General features: G+C 69.2%; 23 protein-coding genes. 10 read left to right on the forward strand and 13 right to left on the reverse strand.

What is annotated here, in order from left to right; translation table 11 throughout:
* The first annotated feature begins 114 nt into the window (after nucleotides 1-114).
* From ACWC21_RS37450 to ACWC21_RS37460, 3 genes are read left to right on the forward strand one after another with little or no spacing between them, the layout of a single operon-like run.
* Complete coding sequence (locus ACWC21_RS37450) at nucleotides 115-639, forward strand: PadR family transcriptional regulator (protein WP_450888722.1); 525 nt, start codon at nucleotides 115-117, stop codon at nucleotides 637-639.
* Entirely contained in the window at nucleotides 636-1,325 is a 690-nt protein-coding gene (locus tag ACWC21_RS37455; RefSeq protein ID WP_450888724.1) for an ABC transporter ATP-binding protein, read from the forward strand. The genes ACWC21_RS37450 and ACWC21_RS37455 overlap by 4 nt, the downstream gene beginning before the upstream one ends.
* Entirely contained in the window at nucleotides 1,322-3,652 is a 2,331-nt protein-coding gene (locus tag ACWC21_RS37460; protein ID WP_450888726.1) for an ABC transporter permease, read from the forward strand. The genes ACWC21_RS37455 and ACWC21_RS37460 overlap by 4 nt, the downstream gene beginning before the upstream one ends.
* A 49-nt stretch (nucleotides 3,653-3,701) precedes the next feature.
* Here ACWC21_RS37460 and ACWC21_RS37465 read toward each other — a convergent pair whose 3' ends face one another.
* Nucleotides 3,702-4,649, reverse strand: coding sequence for a LysR substrate-binding domain-containing protein (locus ACWC21_RS37465; protein ID WP_450888771.1), 948 nt, complete (start codon nucleotides 4,647-4,649; stop codon nucleotides 3,702-3,704).
* 140 nt (nucleotides 4,650-4,789) lie between these two features.
* On the opposite strand from ACWC21_RS37465, the gene ACWC21_RS37470 reads away from it, so the two are divergent.
* Nucleotides 4,790-5,344, forward strand: a complete 555-nt coding sequence (locus ACWC21_RS37470) for a peroxiredoxin (RefSeq protein ID WP_389157238.1) — start codon at nucleotides 4,790-4,792, stop codon at nucleotides 5,342-5,344.
* A 6-nt stretch (nucleotides 5,345-5,350) separates the two neighbouring features.
* Entirely contained in the window at nucleotides 5,351-5,893 is a 543-nt protein-coding gene (locus ACWC21_RS37475) for an alkyl hydroperoxide reductase (protein WP_450888728.1), read from the forward strand.
* Nucleotides 5,894-6,016: 123 nt separating this feature from the next.
* On the opposite strand, the gene ACWC21_RS37480 is transcribed toward ACWC21_RS37475, so the two are convergent.
* Entirely contained in the window at nucleotides 6,017-6,436 is a 420-nt protein-coding gene (locus ACWC21_RS37480; RefSeq protein ID WP_450888730.1) for a nitroreductase family deazaflavin-dependent oxidoreductase, read from the reverse strand.
* A gap of 224 nt (nucleotides 6,437-6,660) precedes the next feature.
* On the opposite strand from ACWC21_RS37480, the gene ACWC21_RS37485 reads away from it, so the two are divergent.
* Entirely contained in the window at nucleotides 6,661-6,945 is a 285-nt protein-coding gene (locus ACWC21_RS37485) for a hypothetical protein (protein ID WP_450888732.1), read from the forward strand.
* A gap of 249 nt (nucleotides 6,946-7,194) precedes the next feature.
* The gene (locus ACWC21_RS37490) at nucleotides 7,195-7,734 is read left to right on the forward strand and encodes a hypothetical protein (protein ID WP_450888734.1); all 540 of its coding nucleotides are present in this window, start codon (nucleotides 7,195-7,197) and stop codon (nucleotides 7,732-7,734) included.
* A gap of 77 nt (nucleotides 7,735-7,811) precedes the next feature.
* Here the strand turns inward: ACWC21_RS37490 and ACWC21_RS37495 are convergent, their stop codons facing one another.
* The 6 genes from ACWC21_RS37495 to ACWC21_RS37520 all read right to left on the reverse strand — a co-directional run bounded on the left by ACWC21_RS37495 (nucleotide 7,812) and on the right by ACWC21_RS37520 (nucleotide 14,856).
* Complete coding sequence (locus tag ACWC21_RS37495) at nucleotides 7,812-9,125, reverse strand: AI-2E family transporter (RefSeq protein ID WP_450888735.1); 1,314 nt, start codon at nucleotides 9,123-9,125, stop codon at nucleotides 7,812-7,814.
* A gap of 160 nt (nucleotides 9,126-9,285) precedes the next feature.
* Nucleotides 9,286-9,990, reverse strand: a complete 705-nt coding sequence (locus ACWC21_RS37500; RefSeq protein ID WP_450888737.1) for an aggregation-promoting factor C-terminal-like domain-containing protein — start codon at nucleotides 9,988-9,990, stop codon at nucleotides 9,286-9,288.
* Between the two features lie 415 nt (nucleotides 9,991-10,405).
* Nucleotides 10,406-11,731, reverse strand: a complete 1,326-nt coding sequence (locus ACWC21_RS37505; RefSeq protein WP_450888739.1) for a PhoH family protein — start codon at nucleotides 11,729-11,731, stop codon at nucleotides 10,406-10,408.
* Nucleotides 11,732-12,083: 352 nt separating this feature from the next.
* The gene (locus tag ACWC21_RS37510) at nucleotides 12,084-12,857 is read right to left on the reverse strand and encodes an isoprenyl transferase (protein ID WP_450888740.1); all 774 of its coding nucleotides are present in this window, start codon (nucleotides 12,855-12,857) and stop codon (nucleotides 12,084-12,086) included.
* A gap of 576 nt (nucleotides 12,858-13,433) precedes the next feature.
* Complete coding sequence (locus tag ACWC21_RS37515; RefSeq protein WP_450888742.1) at nucleotides 13,434-13,895, reverse strand: GNAT family N-acetyltransferase; 462 nt, start codon at nucleotides 13,893-13,895, stop codon at nucleotides 13,434-13,436.
* An 88-nt stretch (nucleotides 13,896-13,983) separates the two neighbouring features.
* Nucleotides 13,984-14,856, reverse strand: a complete 873-nt coding sequence (locus ACWC21_RS37520) for an LLM class flavin-dependent oxidoreductase (RefSeq protein ID WP_450888743.1) — start codon at nucleotides 14,854-14,856, stop codon at nucleotides 13,984-13,986.
* A 60-nt stretch (nucleotides 14,857-14,916) separates the two neighbouring features.
* Here ACWC21_RS37520 and ACWC21_RS37525 point away from each other — a divergent pair, with 60 nt between their 5' ends.
* Nucleotides 14,917-15,291 (forward strand): DUF192 domain-containing protein, encoded by a 375-nt coding sequence (locus tag ACWC21_RS37525; RefSeq protein WP_450888745.1) that lies wholly within the window; start codon nucleotides 14,917-14,919, stop codon nucleotides 15,289-15,291.
* Nucleotides 15,292-15,390: 99 nt separating this feature from the next.
* Here the strand turns inward: ACWC21_RS37525 and ACWC21_RS37530 are convergent, their stop codons facing one another.
* Nucleotides 15,391-15,885 carry an ATP-binding protein gene (locus tag ACWC21_RS37530; RefSeq protein WP_450888747.1) on the reverse strand — a complete coding sequence of 165 codons (495 nt, stop codon included), beginning with the start codon at nucleotides 15,883-15,885 and terminating at the stop codon, nucleotides 15,391-15,393.
* Between the two features lie 274 nt (nucleotides 15,886-16,159).
* On the opposite strand from ACWC21_RS37530, the gene ACWC21_RS37535 reads away from it, so the two are divergent.
* The gene (locus ACWC21_RS37535; RefSeq protein ID WP_450888749.1) at nucleotides 16,160-17,011 is read left to right on the forward strand and encodes a helix-turn-helix domain-containing protein; all 852 of its coding nucleotides are present in this window, start codon (nucleotides 16,160-16,162) and stop codon (nucleotides 17,009-17,011) included.
* 10 nt (nucleotides 17,012-17,021) lie between these two features.
* On the forward strand, nucleotides 17,022-17,213 hold the full coding sequence (locus ACWC21_RS37540; protein WP_450888750.1) for a hypothetical protein: 192 nt from the start codon (nucleotides 17,022-17,024) through the stop codon (nucleotides 17,211-17,213).
* A 9-nt stretch (nucleotides 17,214-17,222) separates the two neighbouring features.
* On the opposite strand, the gene ACWC21_RS37545 is transcribed toward ACWC21_RS37540, so the two are convergent.
* Genes ACWC21_RS37545 through ACWC21_RS37560 form a run of 4 tightly spaced genes read right to left on the reverse strand, consistent with a single transcriptional unit; the run spans nucleotide 17,223 to nucleotide 19,290 of the window.
* Nucleotides 17,223-17,840 carry an OmpA family protein gene (locus ACWC21_RS37545; RefSeq protein ID WP_450888751.1) on the reverse strand — a complete coding sequence of 206 codons (618 nt, stop codon included), beginning with the start codon at nucleotides 17,838-17,840 and terminating at the stop codon, nucleotides 17,223-17,225.
* A 7-nt stretch (nucleotides 17,841-17,847) separates the two neighbouring features.
* Entirely contained in the window at nucleotides 17,848-18,432 is a 585-nt protein-coding gene (locus ACWC21_RS37550) for a hypothetical protein (RefSeq protein WP_450888753.1), read from the reverse strand.
* A 16-nt stretch (nucleotides 18,433-18,448) separates the two neighbouring features.
* Nucleotides 18,449-19,060: a pilus assembly protein TadG-related protein gene (locus tag ACWC21_RS37555; RefSeq protein WP_450888754.1), complete on the reverse strand. Its 612-nt coding sequence runs from the start codon at nucleotides 19,058-19,060 to the stop codon at nucleotides 18,449-18,451.
* A complete protein-coding gene (locus ACWC21_RS37560) occupies nucleotides 19,060-19,290 on the reverse strand; it encodes a hypothetical protein (protein WP_450888755.1) in 231 nt (76 codons plus the stop codon). The genes ACWC21_RS37555 and ACWC21_RS37560 overlap by 1 nt, the downstream gene beginning before the upstream one ends.
* Between the last annotated feature and the right edge of the window lie 13 nt (nucleotides 19,291-19,303).

The following is a 19,303-nucleotide window of genomic DNA, read 5'->3' on the forward strand; positions in this document are numbered from 1 at the left end:
CGTCGCGTAGCAGAACCGTGACAATCGCCCCCTACCTGCACGTCGGCACCGCCCGCCATGGACTGCACACTCCGCGTATACATGCCGCGTATACACCGTGTGTAGAGTGCGGGCATGTCCATCGGTCACACCCTTCTGGGGCTCCTGGAGTCCGGCCCGCGTCACGGCTACGACCTGAAGCGGGCCTTCGACGAGAAGTTCGGTCACGACCGGCCGCTGCACTACGGCCAGGTCTACTCGACGATGTCCCGACTGCTGAAGAACGGCCTCGTCGAGGTCGACGGGATCGAGGCGGGCGACGGGCCCGAGCGCAAGCGCTACGCGATCACGGAGGCCGGCATCACCGACGTGGAGCGGTGGCTGGCGACGCCGGAGCAACCTGAGCCGTACCTCCAGTCGACCCTGTACACCAAGGTCGTACTCGCGCTGCTCACCCACCGCAACGCCGCCGACATCCTCGACACCCAGCGTTCCGAGCACCTGCGCGGCATGCGGATCCTGACCGACCGCAAGCGCCGGGGCGACCTCGCGGACCAACTGATCTGCGACCACGCCCTCTTCCACCTCGAGGCCGACCTGCGCTGGCTGGAGCTGACCGCCGCGCGCCTCGACAAACTCCGTGAGGCGGTAACCCGATGACTCCTCCCCCCGGCTCGCTGCTCGCCGCCGAGAACCTGTGCAAGTCCTACGGTCCGACCGTCGCACTGGACGGCGCCGCGTTCTCCATCCACCCGGGCGAGGTCGTCGCCGTGATGGGTCCCTCGGGATCCGGCAAGTCGACGCTGCTGCACTGCCTCGCCGGGATCGTGCCGCCCGACTCCGGCTCGATTCTCTACGACGGGCGGGAGCTCGCCACGATGAGCGACGCCCAGCGCAGTGCGCTCCGGCGCAGCGAGTTCGGTTTCGTCTTCCAGTTCGGCCAGCTGGTGCCGGAGCTGACCTGCGTGGAGAACGTGGCGCTGCCGCTGCGACTGAACGGCACGCCTCGCAAGCAGGCCGAGCGCACCGCGCTCACCTGGATGGAGCGGCTGGAGGTCGACGACCTCAGGGGCAAGCGTCCCGGCGAGGTCTCCGGCGGGCAGGGGCAGCGGGTCGCGGTGGCACGGGCGCTGGTCACCGATCCCCGGGTGCTGTTCGCCGACGAGCCGACCGGCGCGCTCGACTCGCTCAACGGCGAGCGGGTGATGGAGCTGCTGACGGACGCGGCCCGGTCGGCCAACGCGGCCGTGGTGCTGGTGACGCACGAGGCCCGGGTGGCCGCCTACTCCGACCGCGAGATCGTCGTACGGGACGGCAAGTCGCGGGACATGGAGCGGGCGATATGAGTGTTCGTCAGTGGTCCAGGGATCTGGCCATGGGGGTCCGGTTCGCCGTCTCCGGCGGGCGCGAGGGCTGGGTACGGATGCTGCTGACGGGCATCGGCGTCGGGCTGGGCGTGGCGCTGCTGCTGATGACGACGGCGGTACCGACCGCCCTGGCGGTGCGGCACGACCGTGAGAACGCCAGGCAGGACCACACGTTCGGCCAGAAGACGATCCCCAAGGCGGACGACACCCTCGTCATCGCCGACATCGACTCCCAGTTCCGCGCCGACGAGATCCGCGGGCGCCTGGTGGAGCCCGAAGGGGCGCACGCGCCGCTGCCGCCCGGTGTGGAGAAGTATCCGGCGACCGGCGAGATGGTGGTCTCCCCCGCGCTGAAGTCGCTGCTGGCCTCCGACAGCGGGAAGCTGCTGCGGGAGCGGCTGCCCTACCGGGTCGTCGGCACCATCGCGGAGAGCGGGCTGGTCGGCTCGCACGAGCTCTCCTACTACGCGGGCGCCAAGGGGCTCGCGGCGAAGATCGACCACTCCGAGGTGGCCCGCATCGACCACTACGGCGACTCGCACCAGTCGTCGGAGGGCTCGGACCCGGTGCTGGTCCTGCTGACCCTCGTCGTGTTCGTCGTGCTGCTGATGCCGGTCGCCGTGTTCATCGCCGCGGCCGTACGGTTCGGCGGCGAGCGGCGCGACCGCAGGCTGGCCGCGCTGCGGCTGGTCGGCTCCGACAGCCGGATGACCCGCCGGATCGCGGCGGGCGAGGCCCTCGCGGGTGCGGTGCTCGGTCTGGTCCTCGGCGCCGCCTTCTTCCTGATGGCCCGTCAGGCTGCCGGTTCCGTGGACATCTTCGACATCAGCGTCTTCCCCAGTTACCTCAACCCCTCCCCCCTGCTCGCCGCCCTGGTCGTGGTCGCGGTCCCGGCGGCGGCCGTGGCGGTCACGCTGTTCGCGCTGCGCGGGGTGGTGATCGAGCCGCTGGGCGTGGTCCGTGCGGCACGGCCGGCCCGCCGGCGCCTGTGGTGGCGGCTGCTGCTGCCGCTGGCCGGGCTCGGCATGCTCTATCCGATGATCGGAAAGGGCCACGACAACGGGAACTTCAACAACTACCTGGTCTCCGGTGGCGTCATCCTGCTGCTGGTCGGCGTCACCGCGCTGCTGCCGTGGGTGGTGGAGACGGTCGTCGCCCGACTGGGCTCCGGCGGGGTCGCCTGGCAACTTGCCGTACGGAGACTGCAGTTGAGCAGTGGAACGGCCGCACGCATGGTGAACGGGATCGCCGTCGCGGTGGCCGGGGCGATCGCACTGCAGATGCTGTTCGCCGGCGTGGACAGCGAGTACACCAAGCAGTCGACGAACAACCTGTCACGGGCCCAGATGGAGGCGTTCGTGCCGACCGGGACCCCGCTGACCACGGCCGCCCGGAAGTTCGGCGACACCAAGGGCGTGCGCAAGGCCACCGCCCTGGCCGGCGGCGATCTCGCGACCACGCGCAGGAATCCCGAGAACTCCGTCTCACTGACGGTCGGCGACTGCGACGCGCTGCGCGAGGTGGCCGCGCTGCCGTCCTGCCGGGACGGTGACGTGTTCGTGCTCGAGGGAGGCGAGGACGACGGGAGCACGTCGAAGCTCGCTCGTCCGGGCCGGACGCTGTACTTCGACGCGTCGTACGACGGCGAGCGGGGCAAGGAGATCGCCTGGACCGTGCCCCGGGACATCAAGCGGGCCCGGTCCGTCGTCGACCCCACGAACGTGCGGCGCGGCGGCATCGTGATGACCACCGGCGCGGTACCCGCGGCAGCGGCCGGGACTCTGTACCAGCAGGTCTACCTGTCGCTGGACAGGTCCGTGCCGGACGTGGAGGAGTACGTGCGCAACACCACCGCGCAGCTCTCCCCGCTGGCGGAAGCCATGGTGTGGTCGGCCGGCGAGCGGTCCGCCCGGTTCACGTCCATCCGCACCGGTCTGCTCGTCGGGGCCGTCTGCGTGCTGGCGCTGATCGGAGCGAGCCTGCTGGTGTCCCAGCTGGAGCAGTTGCGCGAGCGCAAGAAGCTGCTCTCCGCCCTGATCGCCTTCGGCACCCGGCGCCGCACGCTGAGCCTCTCCGTGCTGTGGCAGACGGCCGTCCCGGTCGCCCTCGGCCTGCTGCTCGCCTCCGCGGTGGGCCTGACACTGGGCGCGGTACTGCTCCGTATGACGGACGTACCCGTGCGCGTCGACTGGGCGAGCGTCCTGTCGATGACCGGCGCCGGCGCGGCGGTCGTCCTCGCGGTGACCCTGCTCAGCCTGCCGCCGCTGCTGCGGCTGATGCGCCCCGAGGGGCTGCGGACGGAGTGAGGTACGAGGGGACGGGACACGACGGGGCGGGACACGGCGGGGCGTGGCTCTAGCCGCTCTCCCCCAGGACCCGTACGGGCAGCGGCCGCAACGCCTCGCGCAGGGCGGCCGCGAGCTCCTGGTACTCCGCGCCGCGGGCCGCGCCGGCGCGCATGGCGAGGGCTATCCGGCGGCTCGGGGCGGGCTCGGCGAAGTAGCCCGCGAGGAGATGGTTGCTGCGCGTCGCCTCGACCTTGAGGGCGGTGCGCGGGAGCAGGGTGCAGCCGAGTCCGCCGGCGACCAGCTGGACCAGGGTCGACAGGCCCGCCGCCGTGGTGGTGACCGGGGCGTCCTCGCGCCCCGCCTCCCGGCAGATGTCGAGGGCCTGGTCGCGCAGGCAGTGCCCCTCGTCCAGGAGGAGCAGGTTGAGCTCCTTGAGCGCCTCGCGCGGTATGCCCTCCCGGCCGCCGAGCCAGTGGTCGAGGGGGGTGACGAGAACGAAGTCCTCGTCGAACAGCGGCAGTTCGGTGACGCCGGGGACGCCGAGGGGGACGGCGAGGAGCAGCAGGTCGAGCCGGCCGCTGGTCAGACCCCCGATGAGGTTGGCGGTCTGCTCCTCGTGCACCTGGAGGTCGAGGTCCGGGTAGCGGCCGTGGACCAGGTCAATGACGGTGGGCAGCAGATAGGGCGCGACCGTCGGGATGACCCCGAGCCGCAGTACGCCCGTGAACGGCGCCCGTACCGCCTCGGCCTCCTCGAGCAGCGCCCCGACCTCCTCCAGCACCGCCTTCGCCCGTACGGCCAGACGCTCACCGGCGGGTGAGAGCAGCACCTTGCGCGTCGTACGCTCGAGGAGCGTGACCCCGAGGGTCTCCTCGAGGGACGACACCGCACCGGACAGGGCGGGCTGGCTCATGCCGATGGCCGCCGCCGCGTCCCGGAAGTGCAGATGCTCGGCCACGGCGGCGAACGCCCGTAGCTGGGAAAGGCTGGGTCGGCGCCGGTTGCCGCTGCCCATGGTCACTGATAGCCACCTCCGATCAACTCGACCGAGTGTAGCTATTTCCCGAATCAATGCTCCCTGTGCCAACATCGAGATCGTCCAACCCATGGGAAAGCCCCGCAATCCGGGTGTTTTCCTCGCTGCAAGGAGAGCGTGTGCTCACTGTCGGTGACAAGTTCCCCGAGTTCGAACTGACCGCCTGTGTCTCGCTGGAGAAGGGCAAGGAGTTCGAGAAGATCGACCACAAGACCTACGAGGGCAAGTGGAAAGTGATCTTCGCCTGGCCCAAGGACTTCACCTTCGTGTGCCCGACCGAGATCGCCGCGTTCGGCAAGCTGAACGAGGAGTTCGCCGACCGCGACGCCCAGGTCCTCGGCTTCTCCGGCGACTCCGAGTTCGTCCACCACGCCTGGCGCAAGGACCACGACGACCTGCGCGACCTGCCGTTCCCGATGATGGCCGACTCCAAGCACGAGCTGATGCGCGAGCTGGGCATCGAGGACGAGGAGGGCTTCGCCAAGCGCGCGGTCTTCATCGTGGACCAGAACAACGAGATCCAGTTCTCCATGGTGACGGCGGGCTCGGTCGGCCGTAACCCCAAGGAGGTGCTGCGGGTGCTGGACGCGCTGCAGACGGACGAGCTGTGCCCCTGCAACTGGAGCAAGGGCGACGAGACGCTCGACCCGGTCAAGCTGCTGTCCGGGGAGTGATCTGACATGTCGCTCGACTCCCTCAAGTCCCGCATACCGGACTACGCCAAGGACCTGAAGCTCAACCTGGGCTCGGTCATCGGCAACTCCGAGCTGCCGGCCCAGCAGCTGTGGGGCACGGTGCTGGCGACGGCGATCGCCTCCCGTTCCCCGATCGTGCTGCGCGAGCTGGAGCCCGAGGCGAAGGCGAACCTGTCGCCGGAGGCCTACACGGCGGCGAAGTCCGCCGCGGCGGTCATGGCGATGAACAACGTCTTCTACCGCACCCGCCACCTGCTGTCGGACCACGAGTACGGCACCCTGCGTGCGGGCCTGCGGATGAACGTCATCGGCAACCCCGGGGTCGACAAGGTCGACTTCGAGCTCTGGTCGTTCGCGGTCTCCGCCATCAACGGCTGCGGCATGTGCCTCGACTCCCACGAGCAGGTGCTCCGCAAGGCCGGCCTCGACCGCGAGGTCATCCAGGAGGCGTTCAAGATCGCCTCCGTGGTGCAGGCGGTCGGCGTGACGCTGGACGCCGAGGCGGTACTGGCCGAGTCGGCCGAGTAACCCGCCCCAAGCGTGCGACGGCCCCCGCCCCTCGGATGACACTGCCGGCGGATCCGGGGCCGGCCGAGCAAGCGACGACGGGAGCCCTGCCATCCAAGGTCGGGGCTCCCGTCCCGGGTTGCGTCAGTCGGCTGTGTGCGCCAGTGAGATCACGGGTATGCGGCGTCCGGCCCGTTCCTGAAAGCCGTCGAAGTAGGGCGTGCGCTGAAGCTGCCGAGCCCAGAGCCGCTCGCGCTCCGGGCCTTCGACCTCGGTCGCCGTCACGTTGTACGTCTCGGCACTCACCTCGACACGGGCGGCCGGGTTGGCCAGCAGATTGTGGTACCAGCCGGGATGGTTCTGTCTACCGCCGTTGGCGGCGAAGACCACGAGTCGGTCCCCATCTCGTAGGTAGGTCATGGGCATCGTTCGTGGTTGCCCGCTGCGCGCACCGACAGTCGTCAGGAGCAGGAGGGGCACACCCTCGAAGTCGCCCCCGACGACACCGCCGGCGGACCGGAACTCGTCGATGACAAGTTGGTTGCGCTGTAAACGTTCCGACATGAAAACTCGGTCCCTTCTGGGTTCCTCGTTGCTCTCGCCACCCTCCCTCGGCCGTGATCGACGTCCCCTGAGCCGAACCGCCGACCGGCAGCGTGGGCGACTCCCGAAGTCGCGTACACCGGAATCGGCACGAGCATACGACTCACCGTCCCACGTCCGACCGACGTCGCAAGTCGCTTGCACGGCCACAGGGCTGAGCGTGACGTCGGTCTTCATGACCCGTCGTGGTCGCAAGCATCATGTGGTACCCGGAACACCTCGAGTACCCGGAAGCCCGCCACCACGGCGACAAGGGCGAAGTGAACGCGGCCTTCCGCCCGGCCGACACCCCGCCGGACATCTCCTCACCCGGCGCCTCCACCCACTACCTCGCCACCGACGAGTCGACCGGCGGCGAATTCCGCCGGTACAAGGTGGAGCTGGGCGCACGGTCCAGGACTGGTACGAGTTCGCCAGCAGTGTCATCGGGTGGACGGGGGCCGTCGAGCAATCATGTGCCCCGTATGTGACATGAACCACTCATTCCGTCCGAGGTCAGGGACCATGAGTGAACGAGCCTTCGAGCGATGTCCGCTTCGTCCCCTCGAGCGAGGAAGCTCCACACGCGAAGAGTCATAACGGAGTTCGGACCTCCGCTTCGTTTCCGTATTTCTGATCGACACCTGCAAAGACGGTCTGGTTAGCTCCCCCCCGACCGCATCCATGCCGCCGGCCTGCGTTTTCCGGCGGCTGCTCGCATGCATTCCAGGGGGAATCACATGTCCATTCGGGGCCGTATCTCCGCGAGGACCGCGCTTGCCGCGGCCGCAGCCGGCCTGGGCGTCATCGGGGTGACCGCTCCGCAGGTCGCCGCCGCCGACCGGCCGGTGCCCAGCATCTCCGTCAAGGCCGACCAGCACACCAAGGCGATAGCGGCGGCGCAGCCCGCCGCTGCCGCAGCGGGCGCGACCGTCTGCGGCACCGGGTACAACCTCTACCAGGCGGAACAGCTGCCCGACGCGTCCCGCAAGGGAACCCTCTTCGTCTACGTCAAGGGCAGCAACCCCGCGAGCAACGACGCCCCCACGTGCGCCATCCTCGACAACAACACGTCGAGCGCGAAGTGGATGAAGCTCAAGATGTGCTCGAACTACATCGCCGAGGGCTGCGACAGCGACTCGGGCACCTTCTCCGAGTACGCGGGCCCCGTCTACCGCAACCACGGCGGCTGCGGCGAGACCACGGCGCTGATGAAGTCCTCCGCCGGCTCGAGCACCTACATCATCAACGCCGTTCGGGACACCACGAACTGCAACTAGCGGCCACCGCACGAAACGTGAGCCGGGGCTCCACGCGTCGCACGCGTGAAGCCCCGGCTTTGTCGATCGAAGCACCGCTACCCGGCGGTGTGATCGTCCTCCACGGCTGACGGCTCGCTCGGTGGCTCAGCCGCTTCCGCCGAGTACGCGCGCAGATACGACACCACCGTGTTCGTCACCGCCACGAGGGGTACGGCCACCACCGCGCCGCCGATGCCGGCCACCATGCCGCCTGTCGCGACCGTGAGGACGACGGCCAGCGGGTGGACGCGGACCGCGCGGCCGAGGATGAACGGCTGCAGGACGTGGCCCTCGATCTGCTGGACCGCGAGAACGACCGCGAGGGTCATGACGGCCGCGAAGACGCCCTGGGTGACCAGCGCCACCATCACCGCGAGCGCTCCGGAGGCGACGGCGCCGACGAGCGGGATGAACGAGAACAGGAAGATGAAGACGGCCAGTGGGACGGCCATCGGCACGTCGAGGAAGTAGATGCCGATGCCGATGAAGACCGCGTCGATGAGGGCGACCAGGACCGTGCCGCGCACATAGGCGGTCAGGGTGCGCCAGGCGCGCGGGCCGGCGCCGGCCACACCCGGGCGGGCCGCGGCGGGCACCAGCTTCAGGAACCACTCCCAGATGCGCTTGCCGTCGTAGAGGAGGAACAGGGTCGAGAAGAACACCAGCAGGATGCTGGTGAGGCCCTCGATGATGACCTGAACGCCCTCCAGGCCCGCGGACGTTATCTGGTCGGCGTTGGCGCCGATCGCCTCGCGGAGGTTCTTCGCGATCTGGTTGATCTGCTTGTCGGTGACGTGGAACGGGCTCTTCAGCAGCCAGTCACGCAGGTCGTCGATACCGGACTGGATCTGGGTGGAGAGCGTGTCGATGTTCTCGATGACCTGCCAGGTCACGAACCAGCCCATGAGCCCGATGACGACGAACCCGCTGATGGCGGTGAGCGCGGTGGCCGGGCCGCGTGGCACCCCGCGGCGGGTGAGCCGGGCGACCGTCGGCTGCAGCAGCGCGGTCACCAGCAGGGCGATGACGAAGGCGAACACCACCAGCTGGATCGCGCTGATGACCCGCATCAGGACCCAGAGGGTGCCGGCGAGGACCAGCAGCCGCCACCCGGCTTCGGCCGCCACCCGCACCCCCCAGGGCACCGCCTCGGCGGGGTCGGGGCGCGGGCCGGCCGGGGGCGCGGCCCTGCGGGCGGCCGGCGCGGGGGTCGCGTCGGCGACGGGCCTGGAGACGGCGGGTTCCGGCGGGGTGTGCGAGGGATCGGGAGCGTTCTCGCGTTCCACCTCGGCGCGGCGCTCGTTGAGGCGCCCGCTCATCTCGGTGAGACCGACGCCGAGCTTGCCGAGCCACACTGGCACTCGTGACATGAACCGTCCTCTTCCCCCGTGTCCCCGGATACGCCTCACCACTCCCCTCTGGAGTCGTCGCGTCCGACCGTACAGGGCGGCAGCCCCTCACCCTAGGACGGGGAGGGGCTGCGCGAGGTCGAGATGTGGTGCCGGAAGCACCGTAACCGGTGTGGGCCGATCAGTAGTTGCCGTTGGCCTGCCAGTACGACCATGCGTCACACGGGCTGCCGTAACGCACGTTCATGTAGTTGAGGCCCCACTTGATCTGCGTGGCCGGGTTGGTCTGCCAGTCGGCGCCGACGGAGGACATCTTCGAGCCGGGCAGGGCCTGGACGAGACCGTAGGCGCCCGAGGAGGGGTTGACCGCCTTGTAGTTCCAGGTGGACTCGTGGTCCACGATGTTGCTGAAGCACTGGAACTGCCCGGCCGGCACGATCTGCCGCGCCATCGCCTGGACCTGCGCGACGGTGTAGGAGCTCTGCACCGGGAAGCTGGACGCGTCGCGGACGTCGTCGCGGCTGGCCGCGGACTTCGTCTCGGCGCGCTCCTTGGCCGCCTTGGCTTCCTTGGCCGCCTGCTCGGCGGCCGCCTTCTTCTGGATCGCCGTGTGGGCGGCCGCCTTGCGGGCGGCTTCCTCGGCGTCCTTCTTGGCGCTCGCGTCCGCCGCGATGGCCGCGGTGTCCGCCTGCTGCGTCAGGGACGCGGTCTGAACCTGGGCCTGCTGACCCGCGGGGAGGTCGGCGAGAAGCGTGGTGTCGGCGGCCGTCGGCTCGGCGTCGTTGTTCTGCGCGACGCTGCCCGAGGCAACTCCGACGACGCTTCCGACGGCGGTGACCGCGGTGGCGGAGGCCACTGCGAATCCCCGGACCGAAATCCGGCTCACACGGTTTCCTTCCAGCATCGTCCGCTTCGGTGACCCTGGCGGACGCAATCGTGCCCCCTGACACTGGCCTCCCAACTGCGGGGTCACGGGAGGCGCGGGCCCGGTGAGCGACTCCCGCTGGGGGAGCGCCGTGTGATGCTCGGGCGGCATACGACATCGCTATGGAGTTGGTGTGGTTCCGTGTTGCCGTACCGCTGGGGGTACAGGTGTGTCGTATGCGGGGCCTGACAGGAATGAGACTCTGCCGTAACCGGACGCCGGGTGGCAATTCCGAGTTGCGTGTGAAAGCTCACATCCGGTTTGGTCCAGCGGATTTCCAGAAACGGCCACACACGACGGCGCCGCCCGGCTAGGCTCTCGGCCTTTTGCCGGACGGCGCCAACTGACGTGTCAGTCACCCATGTTGGGCACTCGGTCAGATATGGCCCTCTTCGAGCATTTCGGTCACAAGTGCGGCGATCTGGGACCTCTCGGACCGGGTGAGCGTGACATGCGCGAAGAGCGGATGCCCCTTCAGCTTCTCCACGACGGCGACCACGCCGTCGTAACGGCCGACCCGCAAATTGTCCCTTTGCGCTACGTCATGGGTCAGAACGACCCGTGAATTGGCGCCGATTCGGGACAGAACGGTCAGCAGGACATTCCGTTCGAGCGACTGCGCCTCGTCCACGATCACGAACGCGTCGTGCAGCGAACGCCCGCGGATGTGGGTGAGCGGCAGGACCTCCAGCATCCCGCGCGCGGTGACCTCCTCGATGACCTCGCGGCTGGTGACCGCCGAGAGGGTGTCGAAGACCGCCTGGGCCCAGGGGCTCATCTTCTCGGCCTCGGAGCCGGGCAGATAGCCGAGCTCCTGCCCGCCGACCGCGTACAGCGGGCGGAAGACCATCACCTTCTGGTGCTGGCGGCGCTCCAGGACCGCCTCCAGGCCCGCGCACAGCGCCAGCGCCGACTTGCCGGTGCCGGCCCGGCCGCCCATCGAGACGATGCCGACGTCGGGGTCGAGGAGCAGGTCGAGCGCGATCCGCTGCTCGGCGCTGCGGCCCTTGATGCCGAACGCCTCACGGTCTCCGCGCACCAGCCGGACGTTGCCGTCGGCGGTGACCCGGCCGAGCGCCTTGCCGCGCTCCGACTGGATCGTCAGGCCGGTGTGCACCGGGAGTTCGGAGACCTCCGGCACGTACACGTGGCCTTCCTCGAAGAGGATGTCCACCTGCTCGCCGGGCAGTGTCAGTTCGGACATACCGGTCCAGCCGGAGGAGTCCGTGATGGCGAGTTCGGCCCGGTACTCCTCCGCGAGGAGCCCCACGGACGACGCCTTGATCCTCAGGGGCAGGTCCTTCGACACGACGGTGACGTCGTATCCCTCGGCCTGCAGGTTGCGGGCGACCGCGAGGATGCGGGAGTCGTTGTCCCCCAGGCGGTAGCCGGTCGGCAGCACGCTGGGGTCCGAGTGGTTGAGCTCGACACGGACGGTCCCGCCGAGTTCCCCGATCGGGATGGGGGCGTCGAGGCGACCGTGCTTCACCCGGTAGTCGTCGAGCAGGCGCAGGGCCTGCCGGGCGAAGTAGCCGAGTTCGGGATGGTGCCGCTTGGCCTCCAGCTCCGTCACCACGACGATCGGGAGCACGACCTCGTGCTCCTCGAAGCGGGTGAGGGCGTTCGGGTCGGCCAGCAGGACGCTGGTGTCGAGAACATAGGTGCGCCGGTCTGGCTTGTGGCGCTTTGTGCTGGTCACCACGGAAGGACGTACCCCCTCGGATGAGGTCGGGGAGCGACGAGAAGGAGCTGGACCGGTTGGCGGCCTTCGCGCACGGCGGGCCGAGAACCGGCCCTCCGCAGCTGCTTCCGCGCACAGACCGCACGGTCGGGCTGGTGCAAAGGGCCTCCCGGGCGGACGGCCCCGAGCCGTCCGCTGAGATGCGACGCCCGTGGTTCGGGTGTCGACCTGCTTGGCTTATGCCCTCGAACAAGCGGCGCCATGCAAGAGCATGGGACAGCGCGCCGGTGAACTCCTTGTTACACCCGCTCGAAATGGGGTATACGGGCGCCTTTCACACCGGGGGTACGTCCTCGGTGCGGATGCCCGCGGGTCAGCCGCCGTAACGCCGGTGACGTGCGGCGTAGTCGCGCAGGGCGCGCAGGAAGTCGACCTTGCGGAAGGCCGGCCAGAAGACCTCGCAGAAGTAGTACTCCGAATGGGCGGTCTGCCAGAGCATGAATCCGGACAGCCGCTGCTCACCGCTGGTACGGATCACCAGGTCGGGGTCGGGCTGTTCACGGGTGTAGAGGTGGCGGCCGATCATGTCGACGTCGACGGATTCGGCGAGCTCCTCCAGGGAGTGGCCCTTGTCATGGGCGTCGTGGAGCATCGAGCGGACCGCGTCGGCGATCTCCTGCCGGCCGCCGTAGCCGATGGCGACGTTGACCACTATTCCGTCGACGTGCGCGGTGGCCTCCTCGGCCTCCTTCAGCGCCGTCTGCATCTGGGAGGGCAGGATGTCGGGCGTGCCGACGTGGTGCACCCGCCAGCGGCCGTCGGCGGCCAGCGTGCGCACGACGTCCTCGATGATGCCGAGGAGCGGGACGAGCTCCTCCTTGGGCCGGTCGAGGTTGTCCGTCGACAGCAGCCAGAGCGTGACGACCTCGACGTCGGTCTCGGTGCACCAGCCGAGGAATTCCTCGATCTTGTCGGCACCGGCCCGGTGGCCGTGGACGGTGCTGGAGCCGGCGGCCTTCGCCCACCGGCGGTTGCCGTCCATGATGACCCCGATGTGCTTGGGCACCTGAGCGTGGTCCAGGTGCCCCTCCACCCGGCGTGCGTACAGCCTGACCAGCAGACTGCGCAGCTTGTCGCGCAGGTTCACGTGTTCGTCAGCCCCTCCGGTGTGGCGGTCCCCGCGGGCGCAGCCTACCCCTGCGGGGCCTCGGCGGTGGATTCCTGCCCCGGGCCCCACCCCTCGGCAGGCCGCTCGGGGCGCTTTCGTGGGAAGAAAAACGGGCCGGTCCGTGGGGGGGAGACGGACCGGCCCGAGGGGGGGCTTCCACCATAACCCTTCGTAAGGGCGGATGCGTGCATCCGCGCCCCACAACTACTCTCCGAAGTCATCCGGCGACGCGCCGCTGAGCACGGAACGCTTTATCCAAGGGGTTCGAAGGGCCAAAACGCAGCCGATTCAAAGGCAAACGGGCCATTCTCAGATGGATCGAGAGGATTTATGTCCCCTTCAGACCCACTCGGCCACTTGTCCCCCTCGTCCCCCCGACGGGCGACCCGGTCGCGAACGACTGCTTGACGCGCCCACGGGCGGGATCCGAGCACCGCGCAGCCCCCTCCGCTGCGCGGTACCACTCACGCAGCTTTGCTTACGCGAATTACGTTGGTCTGAACTTACTCGAGCGGCCGCGCGGATGCGAGCCGCGGCGGATAACAATGTGGAAACTCACCGCAGAACGAGCAGGACGTGCTCGTCCTCACCGTGCCGCAGCGTGCCCTCGCGCCGGAAGCCGTGCTTCTCCAGGAGGCGTACGGAGGCCGCGTTCCCGGCGAAGGGATCGGCGTACAAGGGCCGCACCCGCTCCTGCCGGAGAAAGAGCGTCAGGGCGCGGCTGCCGACGCCCCTCCCCCAGTACGGCCGCCCGAGCCAGTAGCCGAGGAAGCGGCGGTCGCCATCCCACCAGGACACGACGTGACCGGCCGCTTCGGCGTCCACGGTGACGGTCCGCACGAGGCAGTCCGGGTCCCCGAGGACGCTCTCACGCCAGTGGGTCAGGAACCTCTCCCGCGGCCGGGGCGTGAACCTCGACCGCCGGAGTGCCTCCGGCTCGTGCTCGTACGCCAGGAAGAACTCGAGGTCGGCGTCGGCCACCTCACGCAGGGACACGTCGTCGTATGCCTCGGCCATGGCGACGAGTGTGGCAGGGGCCACTGACAGCCAAGAGGAGCATCAGCGGCCGCCGTGCCGCCGCCCCGTCGGGCCGTCGCGCCGCGCGCTACGGCAGGAGGGGCCGGACCTCCTCGGCGGTGAACCGTACGAAGCCCTCGGGGTCGGGCTCGTCCCCCGTCGGCTGGAGGACCACCGTGTCGGCACCCGCGTCCGCGAGCCGCCGCACGGCCTCGGCGACGGCGGGCGCGTCGCCGGCGACCCCGAGCTCCGGGACGGACTCCAGCCCCTCGGCGACCAGTTCGGCACGAAGGCGGTCGGCGGCGCCGGGCCCGGTCGCCGTGAGCAGATAGACGACCACCTTGGGGGTTCCGGTACGCCCCGCCGCCTCGCGCCCTTCCTCGACGAGCCGGCGCGCCCGGCGTACACCGTCCGGCGGCGTCGCGGCGGTGAGGATCGTGCCGTCGGCGGCCTCACCGGTCAGCCGCAGCGTACGGGGACCGGTGCCGCCGGCGAGGACCTCGACGGCACCGTCCGGCGGCCAGTCGAGGGCGACGCCGTCGAGCTGCACGTACCGGCCGTCGACGCTGACCCGCTGCCCGCCCAGCAGACCGCGCAGCGCCTGGAGATGCTCCCTCAGCAACGTCAGCGGAGACTCCGCCCGGGCCCCGACCTGGCCCATCCAGTCCTGCACGCCGTGGCCGACGCCCACGATCGCCCGCCCCGGGAACATCCGGTGCAGCGCGGCCGCCTCCATCGCGGTGACGGCCACGTTCCGGAGCGGCACCGGCAGCAGCCCGACCCCGACCCGCACCCGCTCCGTCCACGCGAGCGCGGCGGCGGCCGTGGAGATCCCGCCCTCCAGGAAGCAGTCCTCCCACAGCCAGAGCTCCTCCAGTCCCGCGGCGTCCGCGATGCGGGCCACGGACCGGAGTCGCTCCGGGGGGAGTTGGGGACGGAACACCGCGCCGAGAACAGTCATGTGCTTTTCGTAGCCCGTCGGTCGCATGGGCCACAACTCCTTTTGGGTACGGTCCGCGGCATGGGGCGGTGGCGGGACGGACAGGGCAGGCTCACGGTTCTGGGCGACGGCGGCACGGCCGGCATCCCCCTGGAGATCGCCGCCTCCTACCGTGCCCGTACGAGGGGCCTGCTGGGCCGGGACTCCCTCGACGGGGCCATGCTGCTGTCGCCGGCCAGCAGTGTGCACACCTTCCGCATGCGGATGCCCATCGACGTCGCCCACCTCGACCGCCGTCTCAACGTCATCGCCGTCCACACCATGAAACGCGGCCGCCTGGGCCTGCCCCGGCTCCGCGCCCGGCACGTACTGGAGGCGGAGGCGGGGGCGATGGAGGGGTGGGGGGTCCGGGTGGGGGTTCGGGTGGCGGTGGAGGCCGGGGGTGAGGGTGGCTGACCGCCGGGCCGTGAGATCGGCAGACATGGGCCAGGTCCGGAGGGCGAATCCGCAGGTGGGAGAGGCGCGACGACGCCCGTATCTGCCCATCGCCCCACGTCAGTTCCTCAGGTAACCGCGCGCCGTGGTGCGGGGCAGTACCGCCCACATGCGGGTGCCACCGCCCGGTTCGCGGGCTTCGCCGAAGCCCCAGTCGCCCTCACAGGCCCTGACCACACAGGCGAGCACCCGCAGCGCCGCTCGGCGGCGGGTGTCGCAGGCGGTGGCGAGGCGGGGGTTGGTGTGGCGTGGGTGACCGTCGTAGAGGCTCACGCGGAGGGCGGCGTCGCGGTAGCGCAGGGATACGTAGATCGCGGCGGAGGGCGTGAAACGGCAGGCGCACGCGGTCAGTTCGCTCACCACTTGAACGGCGGGGTCCGTGACGTCCCCGAGGCCGTGGACCTGGAGGATCGTCCGGACCGCCGTCCTGGCGATCGCGGGGGTCCGGGGGGTGGCCGGGAGGGTGAGGCTGTAGGCGAGGGTTTCGGGAGCCGGGGGCGTCGGGGGCAGTTCCGCGGACGGCCGGACCGGGCAGGACGTCGAGTTTGCGAGCATGGCGGCGACTTCCTTGTCGTGGTTTTGGGTCTGACGTCTCGCACGGTGGCCTGTCTCCCTGGCGCGGCCCGCCCCTCCCAGGGGAGGAGGTCGCGGGCAGGCTCGCGCGATGCGCTTCCGGGCGGCGCCGGGCCGTGTTCGGCCCGTCACTGAATGTAGGAGTGCGAGAGTCACGTTGTCCATTCATTCGGGGATAATTACCCCCCGAAGGGTTGGACCATTGACCCTGCGGACCGGCAGACTGAGGTGACCGCAAGGCAGGCGAAGGGGTGGCATGGCGACGAGAAGCGCACCGACGGAGCGACAGAAGCGGCTGGGCGCCGAGTTGCGGAGGATGCGGCTCGCGGCGGGAGCCACTACGGAGTACGCCGCCGGACTGCTCGGCATCGACCGAACCCGGCTGTCCAACATGGAGTCGGGGATCCGCCCCTTCTCAGCGGAGCGCGTGCGCACCCTCGCCTGCAACTACGCATGCGGCGACGAGAAGTACGTCGAAGCACTGGCCGCGATGGCGGACGAGAAGGAACGGGGCTGGTGGGAGGAGTACCGAGGCACCCTGCCCGCCGGCTTGTTGGACATCGCGGAGTTGGAGTGGCACGCCGCGCGAGTGCGAACGGCTCAGGTGATGCATGTGCCCGGGCTGCTCCAGACCGAGGATTACGCCCGTGCCGTCTTCGCCGCCGTACTCCCCGCCCTGACCCGGCTGGAAGTGGAACTGCGGGTGGACCACCGCATGAAGCGGCAGCGAGTGTTCGAGCGGGCCGAGCCGCTTTCCTACGTGGCATACGTCCATGAGGCCGCACTGCGCATGCCGTACGGCGGCGCCGAGGCAACCCGGCGCCAACTGGAGCATCTGGCCGCCCAGTCGGAACAAAAGACCATCGACGTGCGCGTGATCCCCACCAGCGTGGGTGACTTCCCCGGCGCGGGCCACGCCCTGCTCTATGCCGACGGAATCGTCCCCCAACTGGACACGGTGCAGTTGGATTCCGCGCACGGTCCGGAATTCACCGGCGCCGAGGCACAGCTCACCAAGTACCGTGCCCACTTGGATTGGATGGACGACGCGGCGCTGTCACCGGGAGCGTCCCGCGACCTCGTCCGGACTGTCGCCCGAGAACTCTGAGGGAGCCACCATGACCGACGTCAACTGGGAAGACCCCTTCTGCGGCGAGGGAAACAACTGCTTCCGCATAGGCACCGACGCCCAGGGCAACGCCTACATCGCCGTCGCCGGGCAGGAGGAGCACTACCTCACCGACACCCGCGAAGCGCTCCGCACCCTCATCCAGGAGATCAAGGCCGGGAAGGCCGACCACCTGCTGTAGACCCTCGGCTCAGGAGCGCGGGAAGGTGACCTCCACCCGGCGGTTCTTCTTGCGGCCCTCCTCGGTGGAGTTGTCCGCGATCGGGTACTGCTCGCCGTAGCCCCTTACCTCGAAGGTGATGTTCGCGTCGTTCAGGTCCTGGTCGAGGACGCCCTGCACGGCGTTGGCGCGCTGCCTGGACAGGACGTCGCCGTGAGCCGAGGAGCCCAGGTTGTCCGTGAAGCCGAACACCCTGACCTGGGTGGCGTTCTGCTTCTTGATCTCGTCCGCGATGGCCGCGATGCGGGCCTTGGCGTCGCCGCTCAGCTTGGCGCTGTCCTTGCCGAACAGCACCTCCGCCTGCAGGGCGAACTTCACGTCCGCGTTGGTGTCCTCACGGCGTTCGTCCCCGCTCTGGTCCTCGACGACCGACTTGATGTCCAGCACCTTCGGATCCGCGAGGGTGGCACCCTCGGGGAGCTTGAGGTCCGGGTCGGTGGGGTCGATCTTCACCGGGGCGGAGGCGGAGGGTTCGGTGCCCGGGGGGACGCTGGGCGTGGTGTCGTCGGCACGGGCCGTCGTGGGGGCGAGCAGGACGAAGGCGGCCGTGGTCACGACGAGGGGGAGGCGGTGGCGGCTTGTGGTCACGGGGGGCTCACCCGGAGATCTGGATCGTGCCGCTGGAGAAGGTGGGTAGTTGGAGGGTTACTTCGGAGGTGCCTGCGGGTGGGGACGGGAATTGCATGAAGACGGGCAGAGACTGGCCTGCTTCCAATGTGCCCAGCCCCGTCGTCGTCAGCGGTCGCCCCTCCGTGTCGCGCAGCACGTAGTAGCGCTTCTTGCCCTTGGAGTCCACGAGGGTTGCACCGCCAAGAGTCAGCCCGTGTTTAACAATCTCGGTCTCGTCTCCACTCATCTGAGGAGGCACGACCACCGATTTGGCACCGTCGTTCTTCAGGGTCCCGTTCACAGTGACGAAGCCGCCAGAATCTCGCTCAACAGTTGTAACTTGGAGACGCAGCCCATTCGTCCCGTTGAGCTCGGCCATCGGCGTCTCCGACTGTCCCTCTTGAGCACTCGGATTCGACCCACCGCCCTTGGGTGCGGAATGCGATTTTTCTGGCTTCGTGTCGGCGTCGCCGCCGCTGCCGCCGCAGCCGGTCACGCTGACGGCCAGACCTGCCGCAACGGTCAGCGCGACCATTCCCCTGCGAGCCTTCGCAGTGAACCGAATGCTCATCGCTCCGCTTCCCTCTTCACTCGTCGTTCGTTGTGGAGTCGGCCAGATGGACGTCGAACAGGTCCTCGGGGCCTGGCAGATTCGTCAGGTCGTGCGGGTTCGGGTCCCATGTTTTTCCGCCACAGGTGAGTGGCGGCAACGTGTCTTTCCCGGCGTCTGCACCGGGAGGGTCGAACGTGCATAGGGCCTTGATGACTGCTGTGGCGGACGCCGTTCCATATATGCCCTCCGTGCCAGGAACCACCGATTTGCCGACAGGCTTGTCGGTTTTGACGGAGACCGTATAGCTCAGCGCCCCATGATTTCTGCAAACCTGCACATGGGCGTAGTTCTCTTCGGCGAGCTGATTGGCGCGCCCGCATGAGGGATTTACCCCTACGGTGCCATCGAAGATGTGCTGCCACTCGGCCGGGTCGAGTACCTCTTGCACCCACAGAGCCGCAAGCTGGCCCCGCGCGTCCTGAGCAAGCGCGAGAGCCGCCGCGTCCGCAGCCGTCTGGGCACCATTCCGGTTCACCGCCGCTTGCCCCACCGCGAGGTAGGCCAACGCGAGAAAGAGCAGGCCTGCCACCACCGTGATGTAGATGGGGAAGGCCTGCCCTGCGTCGTTATGCCTGCACCGGAGCATCAGGTGATTTGGTTGATCTTCGCAAGGATCTTCGCCAAGATCGACTGGCCAATGCTGGTCCCCGTAACCGCCAGCACAATCGCCACCACCACGGCAATGATCCCCAGATACTCGACCGCCGTCTGCCCCCTGTCGCCCGCCCGGCGCCGCAGCGCCTCGGCGGTCGTGTTCTTCCAGCCGTTGACGCGAACCTTGGTCGCCACGGCCGTCTTCAGCATCAGGTCGCTCATGGTGTTCCCTTCC

Source organism: Streptomyces sp. NPDC001348, assembly GCF_053597535.1.

What these genes read in the sequence shown, in the direction of transcription:
- ACWC21_RS37450 (WP_450888722.1), top strand. Translation starts at nt 115, where the DNA reads ATGTCCATCGGTCACACCCTTCTGGGGCTCCTGGAGTCCGGCCCGCGT.
- ACWC21_RS37455 (WP_450888724.1), top strand. Translation starts at nt 636, where the DNA reads ATGACTCCTCCCCCCGGCTCGCTGCTCGCCGCCGAGAACCTGTGCAAG.
- ACWC21_RS37460 (WP_450888726.1), top strand. Translation starts at nt 1,322, where the DNA reads ATGAGTGTTCGTCAGTGGTCCAGGGATCTGGCCATGGGGGTCCGGTTC.
- ACWC21_RS37465 (WP_450888771.1), bottom strand. Translation starts at nt 4,649, where the DNA reads ATGGGCAGCGGCAACCGGCGCCGACCCAGCCTTTCCCAGCTACGGGCG.
- ACWC21_RS37475 (WP_450888728.1), top strand. Translation starts at nt 5,351, where the DNA reads ATGTCGCTCGACTCCCTCAAGTCCCGCATACCGGACTACGCCAAGGAC.
- ACWC21_RS37480 (WP_450888730.1), bottom strand. Translation starts at nt 6,436, where the DNA reads ATGTCGGAACGTTTACAGCGCAACCAACTTGTCATCGACGAGTTCCGG.
- ACWC21_RS37490 (WP_450888734.1), top strand. Translation starts at nt 7,195, where the DNA reads ATGTCCATTCGGGGCCGTATCTCCGCGAGGACCGCGCTTGCCGCGGCC.
- ACWC21_RS37495 (WP_450888735.1), bottom strand. Translation starts at nt 9,125, where the DNA reads ATGTCACGAGTGCCAGTGTGGCTCGGCAAGCTCGGCGTCGGTCTCACC.
- ACWC21_RS37515 (WP_450888742.1), bottom strand. Translation starts at nt 13,895, where the DNA reads ATGGCCGAGGCATACGACGACGTGTCCCTGCGTGAGGTGGCCGACGCC.
- ACWC21_RS37520 (WP_450888743.1), bottom strand. Translation starts at nt 14,856, where the DNA reads ATGACTGTTCTCGGCGCGGTGTTCCGTCCCCAACTCCCCCCGGAGCGA.
- ACWC21_RS37525 (WP_450888745.1), top strand. Translation starts at nt 14,917, where the DNA reads ATGGGGCGGTGGCGGGACGGACAGGGCAGGCTCACGGTTCTGGGCGAC.
- ACWC21_RS37530 (WP_450888747.1), bottom strand. Translation starts at nt 15,885, where the DNA reads ATGCTCGCAAACTCGACGTCCTGCCCGGTCCGGCCGTCCGCGGAACTG.
- ACWC21_RS37535 (WP_450888749.1), top strand. Translation starts at nt 16,160, where the DNA reads ATGGCGACGAGAAGCGCACCGACGGAGCGACAGAAGCGGCTGGGCGCC.
- ACWC21_RS37540 (WP_450888750.1), top strand. Translation starts at nt 17,022, where the DNA reads ATGACCGACGTCAACTGGGAAGACCCCTTCTGCGGCGAGGGAAACAAC.
- ACWC21_RS37550 (WP_450888753.1), bottom strand. Translation starts at nt 18,432, where the DNA reads ATGAGCATTCGGTTCACTGCGAAGGCTCGCAGGGGAATGGTCGCGCTG.
- ACWC21_RS37555 (WP_450888754.1), bottom strand. Translation starts at nt 19,060, where the DNA reads ATGCTCCGGTGCAGGCATAACGACGCAGGGCAGGCCTTCCCCATCTAC.
- ACWC21_RS37560 (WP_450888755.1), bottom strand. Translation starts at nt 19,290, where the DNA reads ATGAGCGACCTGATGCTGAAGACGGCCGTGGCGACCAAGGTTCGCGTC.